A 13,170-nucleotide genomic window follows, 5' to 3' on the forward strand; every position below is an offset into this window, starting at 1 on the left:
ATGACGTATTCGGAGCTGTCGCGTGCGAGCGCGAAGGAGTCCAACCAGTCGTCGTCACGGCAGGGTGCACGCATCGACCGGTTCATCGTGCATCACGCGGTGTCGACGCGGGATCAGACGGTGGTCGACATGATGACGATCCCGACGAAGCAGGTGTCGGCGAACTATGTGGTCGGCCCGGATGGTCCGATCGGTGTGGTTCGGGAGGAGCTGCGGGCGTTCACGTCTGGCGCTTCCGGTGACGGTGGGAAGGGTGCCGCGTTCGATCGGCGCGCGATCACGGTGGAGACGATCAACTCGACGCTCGCGCCCGACTACCGGTTCGACCCGCGCACTATCGAGCACCTGGCGCGCCTCATCGCGGACGTCGCCACCCGCTACGACTTCCCCATCGACCGGGACCACGTGCTCGGGCATCGCGAACTGTACAGCCGCTTCGGCGCTTCGTACGCGACCGCCTGCCCCGGCCCGTCCATGGACCTCGACGCGCTCGTCGCCAAGGCCCGCGCCTACCAGCAGAACACCGACAAGGAAGAAGACGACATGCCCAGCGAAGAGTGGCTCGAGAACAAGTTCCGCGAGGTCCGTGAGCGCATCGAGCAGACGCGCGAGATCGCTGAGGACGCCCGCACCCGCGCGATCAACATCGAGGGCAAGCAGGACGTGAACCTGCGCGCTCAGGGGATCAAGGACGACCAGTTCCCCAAGCCGGCCGCGCCCCGCAAGTTCTAGCCGATCCTCCCCTCTGAGAGGAGGACCCATGACGCGTAAGCGCCCGCTCTCGAGCGACGAGAAGCACTACATCAGCATCTATGCGTGGGGAGCGCTGTGGGTGCTGGTCTTCGTGATCGTGACTCCCTCAGCGTTCTCGACCGCCGTCGACCGCACCGCAACGATCTTCTTTGTCAGCGCGACCATCCTCGGCGCACTCGTCGCTATCTGGGCGATCTTTCGTCGTGAGCACCTTCCGTGGGAGCTCATCGGCATCGGACTGCTGATGATCGGCCCGCTGACCTACGGGCTCTTGCAGCTCGGGCTGTCGATCATGCCGTCGGCCAACTCGACGACAGGACTCGACCGGCTGCACCTCGTGTTCCTCTCCCTCTGGCCGGTGGTGTTCCTCTTCAAGCGAGGCCGCTGGCTGTTCAGTCGCATGTTGCGGCTGATCGGTGGAGCGAAGGACGAGAAGGCGTGACCCCGGAGCTCATCGTCGCCCTGTCGATCGGCATCGGCGGCCCGACACTCTCCGTGCTGGGCATCTACGTGAAGGCGAAGATCGACGCCCGCGCGGCGGCGGCGCTCGCGTCGAACAAGGACGCCCGCGAGGACGAGTCTGAACAGGTGTCCCGCTACCGCGTGATGGCCGAGCAGGAGCGCGCCTCGAAGGAGTCTGCGGTGGGCTCGCTCGAGAAGGTGATCGGTGCGTACGAGCGCCAGATCGAGCAGCTCACCACGAACGTCACCAACCTCACCGACACCATCAACGCGATGTCTGCCGCCGCCAACGTGCAGCGCGACCTCATCGACCGGATCTCTGGCGACCGTGACGCCCTCGCGCAAACCCTGCACGACGTCGAGCACGAGCGCGACATCGCGAAGGCCGAGCTCAAGCGCGCACGCTCCGAGATCCGCGACCTCACTTTCAACGAACCCATCACCAACTAGGAGCACCCGTGATCACGTTCGCCCCCACCTGGATTCAGCTGCTGAGTCTGCTGGTGTCCGTCGTCCTGCCCCTCTTCGTGGGCCTCGTCACCACCCGCGCCACCTCGGCGTCGGTGAAGGCGATCCTCCTCGCCGCGCTCGCGTTCGCATCCGGTCTCGGCGGGGAGCTCCTCGCGGCGCTGAACGCCGGCGTGAGCTACGACCTCGCGACCGGCGTCTTCTCGGGCCTGGCCGCGTTCCTGATCGCCGTGGGCCTCCACTACGGGCTGTGGAAGCCGACCGGCGCCACGTCCGCCGTGCAGGCCGTCGGCCGTCACCGCGCCGAGTAGCACCGCCCCTCCACTACCCCCTCAGCCCCCGCCCAAACAGGCGGGGGCTTTCGCGTTCCACCAGCCCGGCGGTCAACGCGGGCAAACCTCGACAGGAGAACCCGTGCCCCCCACCAGCATCCCGGCCACCCCGGCGGCGAACAGCACCGACTGGCGCCCCTTCATCGACGCGATTGCCGTCGCCGTCAAGGAGCTGCAGTCGGGCGGCGTCGCTGAGCAGACCGTCGGCTACCTGAACGCTGCGGACCCGAAGTGGGGACTCACCCCGTGGGACCCGGACGCACCGGTCATCAACGACATCACCGCCCTCGCCAACGCCGCGCACGCGCAGAAGAAGGCGATTGTCGTCCCGAACCTGTACAAGATCGGGTCGACCACCTCGGCGTCGAACTTCAACGACAAGAACATGCACCTCATCGGCGGCGGGGTCGGCGGGTTCGTCGGCGAGGGCAACACTCTCGTCCGGCAGCTCATCGCGCCCAGCCCGAACGTCGAGGTTCTCGACTTCTCGGTGAAGACCGTCGGCGTGAAGAACAAGCACACGGCGAACTTCTTCGACGTGCCGGCCGCGGACCTGCAGAAGTTCTGCGCGGACATGGCCTGGCAGGTCGTCGCGTCCGGCGCGGTGCGGTCCGGGAACAGTACGGCGACCGACGGGTTCTTCTCGTGGAGCCTTCCCGGCACCACCCTCCACGACCTGCTCAGCAACGGCGACACGCCCCGTGAGACCGGCAAGGCTGTCATGGCGGAGGCGCTGACCATCCTGGGCGTCACGTTCCTCATCTCGGGCACGACCACCCTCGTCGAGGACGACACCCTCACCGGTGCGACGTCGGGCGCGAAGATGAAGATCGAGGCGTACGGCGAGGACTACAACGGGTCGTCGAACAAGCGCGTCGTCGCCCGCCGTGTGATCGGCACGTTCCAGGTCGGCGAGAACGTCGCCCGCAAGGGCACCGTCGTCGGAAAGATCGCAGCCGACGGCCAGGTCGTCACGAAGGGCACCACCCTCTACGACTGGTCCAAGGTCACCGTCGCCCGCTCCCTCCGCAAGCTCGGCGGCTCCCAGGGCGGCTACGCACCGTCCACGAAGTTCCCCGCCGGCGACTACTTCTCGAACCTCATCAGCCGCACCGACGGGATGATCTTCGACACCACCACCGACCCCGACGCGTCCGGCATCACCCGCGCAGCAGCCGTCGACATCCGCGGCGCTGTGCACGGCCGCTACGAGCACGACGTGTTCAAGTCCGGGTACCGCAACGCCTACCGCATCGCATCCCCGCACGGCGGCAAGGTGTCCGGGGCTCAGATCCTCCGACTCCCCAACGCGTCCGACTCCACCGAGGGCGGCTACGGGTACGGCGTCGAGCTCGAAGGCACCGCGCACAACTTCCTCGTCGAGGACTGCGTCTTCTCCAACGTTCGACACGGCGTCACCACCAACCCGACCGGCAACACCGGCTACCTGACCGCGGTCGGTGACACCCTCCGCCACGGCATCCAGCGCTTCATCTACGTCGTCGACTGCAAGACGGAGGACACGTACGCGCCCGGCTTCGACACACACCACGGAGCGGACAGCGTCTTCTTCATCGGCTGCAAGGTCAACGGCGTCATCTCCGGCGGCGAAAAGGACTCCGACTTCGCCGGTTTCCAGACCCGCTCGAGCAACACCTGGTTCATCGACTGCATCTCGATCGGCGCGTGCGCCGGGTTCACCGACCCGACCGCGGGGTTCACGGTGCCGCAGGGCAACCCGAACCCGAACGGCGGCACGTGGCCGCTCGCCCCGATCCACTCGCGGACGACGTACATCAACTGCCAGGCGCTCGACTACGAGGAGATCGGGTTCCGGCAGGGTCTCGCCGCCGAGTCCATCCACCACTCTGCCGTCTACGTCGGATGCCTCGCCCGCGCCAAGAAGGACGCCCGCTACCCGACCGTGGGCATGCGCCTGACGGGGGTGACCACGTGGATCATCGACCCGATCTTCCAGGAGAACAGCCTCGCGATGATCGACATCGAGCAGGGCTCCTACTACGGCCCGACCCCCTCGACGCGCGTGAAGGCGACCATCGGCGTGATCGGCGACACGTTCGCCGACTTCTCCCTCGCCCCCACCGACGACTGCGGACTGATCAACGTCGCCGGCTCCTCCTCGGGCGTGCTCACCCTCGCGCTCGCGGGGAACGTCGACGTGGTCCAGAAGGCGGGCGTCACCGGCATGCCCGCCGCGTGGGTGAACGTCACCGGCGGCGCCCTCACCGTGAAGGGGACCGGCGAGATCCGCAACCTCACCGGCACCACCGCCATCCCCCTCACCAAGAAGGCGTCGGCCGCGTCCGTCACGACCGCCACCATCCCGACGACCTCCTGGAGGTAACACATGGCCGGCTTCGGAACAGCGCCCTTCGGGTCGACGCCCTTCGGCAGCGGTGACGGTGAGCCCGTCCCGCCGGAACCGCCCCTGCCCACCCCCGCCACCGTCACCGTCTCCGAGGTCGGCGAGACCGACGCCATCATCACCTGGTCGGGACCCACCCCGACCGCGTACCGGCTGAACGTCGGCGGCCGGCAGCTCGGCGCGGAGGAGTCTCGGGTTCTCGTGCGCGACCTCGAGCCGGACTCCGCTTACACCGTCGTCGTGGAGACGTACGAGACCGCGGACGAGCCCGGGCAGGCAGCCGCACCGGTCGCCTTTCGCACCCTCGGCACGACCGCTCTCCCCGAGGAGCCGGAGCCCGGACAGATGTACCCCATCGAGAGGTGGAAGGAGCTCGTCCTCCGGAAGCCGTACCTCGCGAGCGGGTCGTCGGAGGGCATCGTCGTCGCAGAGTCGGCGATCAACAAGCCCGACTACGTCGCCGCGGATCTCTTCCACCGCCGCTTCGGACGCGAGCTCGGCGTCACCTCCGTCAACCAGCACAACGGCGGACGGCACCGCCTCGACGTCGTCCTCGGGAACCTGAAGGCTGGCTACTACCAGTTCAACAAGTGGGGCCTGATCTCGGAGGCCTCGGGCGGGAACGATGCCGCCTACTGCTGGTCCACCGAGGCGGGCAAGCGCGGCTTCAAGCACAACACGACCGGGCTGCTCGGGCAGTACCGCTCGAAGGCGAAGGTTCTCCCCGGCGACATCGAGACCGGCTCGTGGGTCCAGTCCGAGAACCAGTACTCGGGGAAGACCCGCAAGTCGACGACTCCCGGGTCGACGCAGACGATCAAGTTCACCGGCGTCGGCGCGACCCTGTTCATGCTCGGCTACACCGACCTCGAGGTGGCGACGAACTTCGCCGGCTCGGAGTTCACGTGGTCGATCGACGGGTCCACGCCGATCAGCCGCTCGACGAAGCGGCAGGGCGTCGCTGGGTCGGACAAGCCGAAGAACTCGGTAGTCCCGATCCACTTCCGCGACCTGGCACCCGGCGAGCACACGGTTGTCATCAAGCACACGGGCTCCGAAGGCGACCCGCTGATCGTCGACTCGCTGTGGATCTGGCACGACCGCGTCCAGGACATGCCGTTCACGCTCATGCTCCCGCCGGCGCAAACCACGTTCACCGGTCTCCTGCTGTACCCGGAGCCGCGCCCGACGAACGACATCATCGTCAAGTTCCGCGAGCTGCAGGACGAGGCGTTTGACGAGTTCGGCCGCGACGGCACTTTCGGCGGCGTCCCCGGCGAGCTCATCGACCGGTACTTCCCCCCGAACGACCGCAGCAAGCGGCTCGGTGACGGCCTGCACCCGAACTACGCCGGCCACGAGTCGATCGCGCGGGGGCTGCTCGAGGCGATCGAGATGTTCACGCCGACGTCGTACATCCCGACGCCGACGGACCCGACCGATCCCACCGATCCCACCGATCCGACGGACCCCGTCGATCCGACGGACCCGACCGATCCGGTGGAGCCGACCCCGGAGCCCGACCCGATCATCCTGGTGACGATCCTCGTCCCGGCAAGGGACGCGGTCGCGTCGTCGGCGGTGACGTTCCTGTGGACCAGCGAGCCCCGGCAGTACACGCTCTCGAGCGCTCTGCTGATCAACGGCAGGAAGATTGCGGACGGCGCCCCGTACGGGCAGGCGTGGACGGTCACTGTTCCCCTCGAGGACTTCCCCGCCGCGGACCGGAACGGGTACGTCCGTTGGAGCGCACAGGCCACGACCCCGTACGGGACGGTCAATTCGATCGAGCGTCTTCTCCGTATCGAGAAGGCGCCGGTCGTGTCGCGCCCGAACAGTCCGCGGCTGACGTTCTCGGACCTGAAGGCGACGTCGGTCGTCCTCAGCGGCGCGGCAGCCGATGTGCCCGGCGACGTCGACCGGTACGAGCTGCGCCGCGGGTCGACCGTGGTTCGCTCGAGCAAGTCGATCGCTGACTTAGCGACGGTCATCGAGACGCTCACCGAGAACACCGCCTACCAGTACGCGCTCGTCGCGATCGGGCCTGGCGGGGAGTCGACTCCTGCGGGGGTCAGCTTCCGCAGCCCGTTCGCTCCTGTCGGGATCATCCCGAACTGGTTCGAGACGGGACCGAGCACAACCGATGGCGCCTCGGGTCCCGTGTCTGGTGACGTGTACGTCCGGTACAGCAGCGATGTCCGCACCACGGACGGCCGCCAGCTGACCTCGACGCAGCAGCTGGTTCGCGCGGTCGACGGCTACTTCCTCGACCCGCAGACCGGCGAGCCGTGGCGCGGCTACCGGTCGCCGAATCCGGACGACTACATCGAGTGGATCGAACGGTTCATCGGCCCGGATGGGCGCGCGTCGACTCGCACACGCCGATTCCGGTTCCCGGCGACCGCAACCGGATCGACCGTCGAATACCTCGACCGCATTTGGCTGGACGACGCACCCATCGGGACGTCGCTACCGGAGTGGGCGAAGGGACTCGAGGCGAAAGCCGACCGCTTCGAGGCGGCGGCCGCGCAAATGGTCCTCGCGGTCGAGGCGTCCGCCGCTCAGGTAGACGCGGCAGTAGCGCTCCTCCCCGAGCCCATCGCCGCCTACGGCTACCAGGCGACCCCGCTGAACGATCCCGCCGCCTACGTGGCCAAGCGGATCATTTTCAACGGCGATTCCCTGAACGTCGCGGACGGCGCACACGGCACCAGCCCGACGAGCGTCTACGGCTACCTCGTCGCGAAGATGCTCGGCTCTGATGGCAACTACCGAATCGACCACGTCGGCGGCTCCACCACCGGCGACGTCGCACTCCGCCTCCTCAACCCCGCATCCCCTCAGTATCAGGACGCGTCCAACCCGGGCGCGGCCAGACCTGAGGACGAGGTCGTGCTCAACGTCGGCAGCAACGACGCCGGCTTCGGCTCCGGCGGACGTAACCCTGACGACGCTGGCAACCCGTTCTTCCCGAACGGCCGGAACCTCTACGCCAACGGCATCGAGGTGCTCGCGGGGCTCTACCAGTCCCTCGAGAACCTGCATTCCGGATGGGTGAAGACCGGCACGTGGACGACCGTGACGGGTCCGTTCTCCGACGCAGGGAAGGCGCAGCAGACCACGGTCGCCGGGTCGAAGATCTCGCTGACGTTCACCGTCCGGGCCGGGCGCGGCGTCACCGCGATCCTCATGGCTCCGGTCGATTCGACGGGCGCGAACTACATCGCGCGCATCGACGGCGTCCCGGTGAAGACGGACACGACGATCCGGCAGGGTTTCGGGGGCGACGGCACGGCGCTGCACGCGACGCACAGCCCCGTCCCGATCACCTACCGGAACCCGAACTGGGCAATCGGGTCACAGCACACGATCGAAATCGAGAACACGTCGGGCGGCCCGCTCATCGTGAACTCCGTCCACCCCTGGGGCCTCTCGCCGCTGATCCGGTTCGCGCCGGTCGTCTACCAGTCCGACGCAGGCTGGGCGCTCCTGCGTCCGGAAGCGCCGTACCGGGCTGACAACCGCATGGTCGACGAGTTCTACCGGCCGGTGCTCGAGAGCATCGTCAACGCGCTCGGGAACCCGCGCATCCGGAGCATCCGCGCGGCACTGTTCGACCAGCTGTTCTCGCACCTCGAGCCCGGCCTTCGGGTCGCGGATGGGGTCCACGCGAACGTCACTGGTCAGCGGCGGCTCGCGAAGGTGTTCTACGAGGGAGTGCTGCAGCCGCAGGCCGGGGTCGACCCGGACCTGTACCTGCGGCCCACCCGCGGCGAGCTCGCCCGGCTCATCCCCGACGGGTCGATCACGAGCTCGAAGATCATCTCGCTGGACGGCTCGAAGGTCACCGGTCTCCCGGAGGCCCTGCAAGCTCGGGACCGTGCAATCGAGGAGCGCGCCACAAACGCGGACCTCGACGAGCTGAAGACCGACGTCGAAGCGGCACTGAACGCGCGGATGACGGCCGTTGCGCAGGTCGTCACCCACGGGTCGGTCGCCTCTACGGCTCGCCCGGCGGGCGCTGCGTGCGTCATCTGGCTCGGTACAGTCGAGCCCGCCAACATGGCGGACGGCGATCTCTGGATTGGACCCGCATGAACCTGATCCGCCCGCGAGCCGGCCGCGTCCTGCGAACGAAGGTCGGCGGCGTCCTGCGCCAGCTCTGGCCGCAGCTTTCGCAGACGATCCGCTGGGGCGGCAGGACGTGGCTGGTGCGAACCGGCACCGCCCTGTCGCCCGGGCCGAACGACTTCGGCGGCACGTCCCGGAACGTGGCGGTCGAGAGCGACGGGCGGCTGCGGCTCTCCATCGCTCAGGTCGACGGTGTGTGGACGAGCGCGGAAGTGCAGGACACTGCGGGCAGTCTCGGCTACGGCCGGTACCGGTGGGTCTACGACATGGACGTGCTCGGGATGGACTGGAAGCCGGTACTCGGCCTCTTCGTCTACGACGACGACCCCGCGGCGGCTCCGCACTTCCGCGAGATCGACATCGAGACGACGAAGTGGAACTGGGTCGGGGAGCCGTCGCGCCAGTGGTACTCGGTGCACCCAACAGTGGGGATACTCGAGCCGCGAACCGGTCCGATCGAGCCGAGGATGGGCGAGCACACCATGTCGCCGGCATCGCCGTACACGGGCGAGTTCATCTGGCAGCCCGGCCAGGTCTACTTCCGCACCCTCGACGCGAACGGCGTCGTCCTCGGCGAGCACACCGTCACCGAGGGCGTGCAGGTCCCGGGCACTGAGAACGTGCGGATGAACCTGTGGCTGGTGAACGGGGACGCGCCGGCGGATGGCCGCCCGATCGACGTCTACCTCCGCTCGTTCGACTTCACGCCCGACGTCACCTTCACGCAGCGCCGGGCGGCGGCGGTGACGGACACCTTCGACGACACGTACGGGTGGGCGCTGCGTGGAGGCGCTGCGATCACCGGCGGCGAGCTCGTCCTCCCGTCCGTGCAGACCTACGCGTCAGCGACCAGCGGCTCCGTCCTCGACCTCCGCGGGTCCTACGCCCAAATCGAGGTGGTCGCGTTCCCCGAGGGGGTCGGCGGGTACAGCCAGGAGGCGCTGTGGTTCCTCCGCTACGACGGCGACAACTTCCTGCTGTTCTTCTACTCAGCCGGCGGGTTGTACGTCCGGGCGCTGCAGAACGGCGTGCAGACGCAGTTCCAGATTCCCGCGTTCGACCCGGCCGTGCACCGGTGGTGGCGGATGGCGCACGCGGGCAGCACGCTCACGTTCTCCACGTCACCGGACGGCGACACCTGGACGACGCGCGGAACCATCCCCGCCACGATGCCCGCGCGGATGCTCGCAACGCTCCGGCTCCGGCTCGAATCGGGCATCTTCGGCGACCCGTCGGACCAGTCCACCCCGTTCCGGGTCGGACAGATCGGCCGGGTCGATGAGCTGTCACTCCTGCAGGACACCGACGGCGTCTACTACGCCGGCACCGGATCATCCGATGCGTTCCGCGTGCCGATCCTTCGCGACACCGACGGTGTCTACTACCCCGGCGCTGCCGGTGCCGGCGGCGGCTTCCATCCGAAGCAGGACACCGACGGCGTCTTCTACCCCGAACCCATGACGGAGGACTGAACCGTGCCCAACAGACCATCAGGAAGCGGATTCGTCACCGAGGCGGCACTCGCTGCCTTGGGAGGAGTCGTCGGAGACAAGGGGCCAACGGGCGATCAGGGTCCGGCAGGCCCGGCGGGTCCGCAAGGCCCGACCGGCACGAAGGGCACGACGGGTGATGCGGGTGCGACCGGCCCCCAGGGGCCGACTGGCGACAAGGGCGCAACGGGCGCCACCGGGCCGCAGGGGCCAGCGGGCGACAAAGGCCCGACCGGAGACCAGGGCGCTGTCGGTCTGCAGGGTCCGGTCGGCAACCAAGGCCCTAGCGGAACGAAGGGTGCCACCGGAGACACCGGTCCGGCAGGGGCGCAGGGCCCGACCGGCGACAAGGGCGCTACCGGGGACAAGGGATCTACGGGAGACAAGGGCCCCGCGGGGGACAAGGGTGCAACCGGAGACAAGGGTGCAACCGGCGAGTCCGGTTCGGTCGGGCCAGCCACCCGCGACGGCCTCACCGCCCTGACCGCCGACCCGGCGATCTTCAGCTCGACCTACACTCTGAATGCATCCGCGACCATGGTGCACCGGCTACCGGTCGAGTCGGCGACGCCGATCACGAAGGTCCGCGCGTACCTGACCGTCTACGACACGACGACCACCATCCAGGCGGCCGTCGCAACGTCGGCCGGGGTGATCCTCGCGCAGTCCGCGTTCGTGGCAGGCGGCGGGGCTTCGAACTGGTACTCATGGGACCTCGGGTCGACTGTTGCAGCGCAGCCCGCGGGGACGGTCCTGTACGTGGTGTTTACGCGGTCCTCGGCGGCAGGTACTGCGACGTTCCGGGCGACGACGTCGTCCACGATGATCGCCGTTCCGGCCGCGCCGTTCGTCCGCGCCGCGGTGCAGTCGACGTCGGGCACCATGCCCAGCCCGGTCGCTCCCGCGTCGATGCTCGCCCTCAACCAGGTCTGCCTCGCCGGCATCTCCTGAAACGACAACGCCCCGCCCACCGCAACCCAGCGGCAGGGCGGGGCGATTCGTCGTCGGTCAGCCCCCGACGCAGAACCCGCTCGCCCGGATGCCTGCCAGGATCGCCGCCGCCTGGTCATCGGTCGGCTCGAACGCGGGCGGCTCCTCGAACCGGCGCTTGACGGCCGACAGCAGTGCGTCCTCGCTCTGGCCGTCGAGGATGCCAGTGCAGGTGTCTCGAGAGCGGTTTACGACGCGCTCGTCATTCACGAGCGCCGGGTCAACCTCGTTCAAGTAGGAACGCAGCAGGGCCTCTTGCTGTGCATCCGGGCTCGGGATCGTTGACACGGGTGCAGCAGCGGTTGCGGCGGGGGTGGGCGTGGACGGACGCGGCGTCGCGGTGACCGTCGCGGTCGCGGTGACCGTCGTCGTAACCGTCACGGTCGGCACGGGGGTCGGCTTGGATGAAGCCGAGCTGCAGCCGGCAAGAACCAGCGCCAGGGCAAGGGCAGGAAGCGTCCAGGAGACGCGCAGAGGCGAATGCGTGCTCATGCTGCGAGGCTACCTGGCCGACGTAACGATTCGGGACGGCGTGTCTCCTGAGAGCCCTTTCAACCGACGTCTGTCGGATGTCACGTCTAGCATCCCCGTAAATCCCATGCCACCAAGAGGATGACACCCGGACGAAGGAGCCCGACTCATGGACGACAGACCCGCCGTACCCGGCTGCGGGATCTGCCAGCACGGCAGAACATGCAGCACCCTACGAACGCTTGCAGGGCGAGAGTTGGGCTGCCCAACGGTCAACGATCTGCTCGAGATCACCGCCGCCACCGGCACGGATTGGAGGGCTGTTCTGGCGGGGGAGGAGTGACCGGCCGTGGCCTGCCGTCCGGGGTTGCTCGGCGGCAGGCCACTGTTGCGTCGTGTAGCCACGTAGGCTTCACAATCGGCTTCATTTTTGGTCTAGATCTGAGCCGACGACGGGACTTGAACCCGTAACCGCCCGATTACAAGTCGGGTGCGCTACCAATTGCGCCACGTCGGCAGGTGCGCTCGCGCGCCCGGCCACCCTATCGCGGGCCCCGGATCCGCCCGGATCGGGGCCCGCCGCGTCTCACGGTTCGAGGATGCTGAGGTGCCGCTCGGCGGGAGCGGGACGCTTGGGGCCGCCGATCTTCCCGTCGGGACGGCCGACGTAGAGCCAGCCGAGCAGCTCCTCGCCCTTCTCGAGGCGATGCGCCTTCCGCACGGCCTTGTCGCGCGTGTAGGAGCCGGTGCGCCAGAAGACACCCCAGCCCGCCTCGTCGAGCAGCAGGCTCAGGAGGTGGGCGACGCCCGAGGCGACGGCCTCCTGCTCCCAGGCCGGCACCTTCGACTTCTTGACGCTGACCACGACGGCCAGCAGCAGGGAGGCGCGGTGCGTCTTCTCGATGTACTTCCGCGGGTCCTTCTTCGCCCCCGAGGCGACCGCGAAGCTGCGGCCGACCCGGTCGCGGGCGGCGCCGCGGATCTCGATGACCCGCCACGGGCGCAGCGAGCTGTGATCGGCGAGACGCGACGCCGCCGAGACGAACGCCGCGATCTCGTCGTGCCCCGGAGCCTCCGGCGTCACCTTCGAGCGCGATCGGCGCGCGAGGACGGCCTCGAGCACGGGGGAGGAGGACACGGTCACTCGCCCTCGGCCTGGAAGTTCAGGGCGATCGAGTTCATGCAGTAGCGGTCGCCGGTGGGCGTGCCGAAGCCGTCGGGGAAGACGTGTCCCAGGTGAGATCCGCAGTTCGCGCAGCGGACCTCGGTGCGGACCATGCCGAGGGTGCTGTCCTCGATCAGCTGGACCGCGTCCGGGTTCACGGACTCGTAGAAGCTCGGCCAGCCGCAGCCGGAGTCGAACTTGGTGCCGCTCTTGAAGAGCTCGGCGCTGCAGGCGGCACAGGTGTAGAGGCCGGAGCGGTGCTCGTCGAGCAGCTCGCCGGTCCACGGGCGCTCGGTGGCCGCTTCGCGCAGGACCGCGTACTGGTCGCGGTCGAGCTCCTCGCGCCACTCGGTGTCGGACTTGTTCACGGAATACGACGACATGGGTCTCCCTCGGAATCCTCGTCAGTGTACGGGGGCGGTCGCGCCCCTCCACCTGGTCCAACCCCCGGGGCGACGGCTCCATTCCGCCTCCGCGGGCTGTGGAGGAGACTCCCCGCCTCCATGCCGCGACACAGTCACG

Annotated in this window: 11 protein-coding genes and 1 tRNA gene; 8 read left to right on the forward strand and 4 right to left on the reverse strand. The window is 68.5% G+C overall.

Features of this window, described 5'->3' with window-relative positions; translation table 11 throughout:
• From C5C25_RS00480 to C5C25_RS16930, 8 genes are all read left to right on the forward strand, one after another.
• Nucleotides 1–732, forward strand: a complete 732-nt coding sequence (locus C5C25_RS00480; protein WP_104249416.1) for a peptidoglycan recognition family protein — start codon at nucleotides 1–3, stop codon at nucleotides 730–732.
• A 28-nt stretch (nucleotides 733–760) separates the two neighbouring features.
• A complete protein-coding gene (locus C5C25_RS00485) occupies nucleotides 761–1,195 on the forward strand; it encodes a hypothetical protein (protein ID WP_104249417.1) in 435 nt (144 codons plus the stop codon).
• Nucleotides 1,192–1,665, forward strand: coding sequence for a hypothetical protein (locus tag C5C25_RS00490; protein WP_104249418.1), 474 nt, complete (start codon nucleotides 1,192–1,194; stop codon nucleotides 1,663–1,665). The genes C5C25_RS00485 and C5C25_RS00490 overlap by 4 nt, the downstream gene beginning before the upstream one ends.
• A gap of 8 nt (nucleotides 1,666–1,673) precedes the next feature.
• Nucleotides 1,674–1,994: a hypothetical protein gene (locus C5C25_RS00495; protein WP_104249419.1), complete on the forward strand. Its 321-nt coding sequence runs from the start codon at nucleotides 1,674–1,676 to the stop codon at nucleotides 1,992–1,994.
• A 103-nt stretch (nucleotides 1,995–2,097) separates the two neighbouring features.
• A complete protein-coding gene (locus C5C25_RS00500; protein ID WP_104249420.1) occupies nucleotides 2,098–4,380 on the forward strand; it encodes a hypothetical protein in 2,283 nt (760 codons plus the stop codon).
• 3 nt (nucleotides 4,381–4,383) lie between these two features.
• The gene (locus tag C5C25_RS00505; protein ID WP_104249421.1) at nucleotides 4,384–8,499 is read left to right on the forward strand and encodes a hypothetical protein; all 4,116 of its coding nucleotides are present in this window, start codon (nucleotides 4,384–4,386) and stop codon (nucleotides 8,497–8,499) included.
• A complete protein-coding gene (locus tag C5C25_RS00510; protein WP_104249422.1) occupies nucleotides 8,496–10,004 on the forward strand; it encodes a hypothetical protein in 1,509 nt (502 codons plus the stop codon). Before C5C25_RS00505 ends, C5C25_RS00510 begins: the two co-directional genes overlap by 4 nt.
• Before the next feature lie 3 nt (nucleotides 10,005–10,007).
• A complete protein-coding gene (locus C5C25_RS16930; protein ID WP_104249423.1) occupies nucleotides 10,008–10,973 on the forward strand; it encodes a hypothetical protein in 966 nt (321 codons plus the stop codon).
• Nucleotides 10,974–11,030: 57 nt separating this feature from the next.
• Here the strand turns inward: C5C25_RS16930 and C5C25_RS00520 are convergent, their stop codons facing one another.
• From C5C25_RS00520 to msrB, 4 genes are all read right to left on the reverse strand, one after another.
• A complete protein-coding gene (locus C5C25_RS00520) occupies nucleotides 11,031–11,504 on the reverse strand; it encodes a hypothetical protein (RefSeq protein WP_146079400.1) in 474 nt (157 codons plus the stop codon).
• A gap of 423 nt (nucleotides 11,505–11,927) precedes the next feature.
• Nucleotides 11,928–12,000: transfer RNA gene (locus C5C25_RS00525), tRNA-Thr, on the reverse strand.
• A 69-nt stretch (nucleotides 12,001–12,069) separates the two neighbouring features.
• A complete protein-coding gene (locus C5C25_RS00530) occupies nucleotides 12,070–12,627 on the reverse strand; it encodes a nitroreductase family protein (protein WP_104226480.1) in 558 nt (185 codons plus the stop codon).
• On the reverse strand, nucleotides 12,624–13,031 hold the full coding sequence (msrB, locus tag C5C25_RS00535) for a peptide-methionine (R)-S-oxide reductase MsrB (protein ID WP_104249425.1): 408 nt from the start codon (nucleotides 13,029–13,031) through the stop codon (nucleotides 12,624–12,626). Before msrB ends, C5C25_RS00530 begins: the two co-directional genes overlap by 4 nt.
• Nucleotides 13,032–13,170: the final 139 nt, after the last annotated feature.

Origin of the sequence: Rathayibacter sp. AY2B9, assembly GCF_002931595.1 — a bacterium.
GTDB lineage: Bacteria > Actinomycetota > Actinomycetes > Actinomycetales > Microbacteriaceae > Rathayibacter.

Bases quoted from the DNA above. Each gene is read 5' to 3' on its own strand.
- msrB (WP_104249425.1), bottom strand. From the start codon at position 13,031: ATGTCGTCGTATTCCGTGAACAAGTCCGACACCGAGTGGCGCGAGGAG.
- C5C25_RS00520 (WP_146079400.1), bottom strand. From the start codon at position 11,504: ATGAGCACGCATTCGCCTCTGCGCGTCTCCTGGACGCTTCCTGCCCTT.
- C5C25_RS00485 (WP_104249417.1), top strand. From the start codon at position 761: ATGACGCGTAAGCGCCCGCTCTCGAGCGACGAGAAGCACTACATCAGC.
- C5C25_RS00510 (WP_104249422.1), top strand. From the start codon at position 8,496: ATGAACCTGATCCGCCCGCGAGCCGGCCGCGTCCTGCGAACGAAGGTC.
- C5C25_RS00480 (WP_104249416.1), top strand. From the start codon at position 1: ATGACGTATTCGGAGCTGTCGCGTGCGAGCGCGAAGGAGTCCAACCAG.
- C5C25_RS00505 (WP_104249421.1), top strand. From the start codon at position 4,384: ATGGCCGGCTTCGGAACAGCGCCCTTCGGGTCGACGCCCTTCGGCAGC.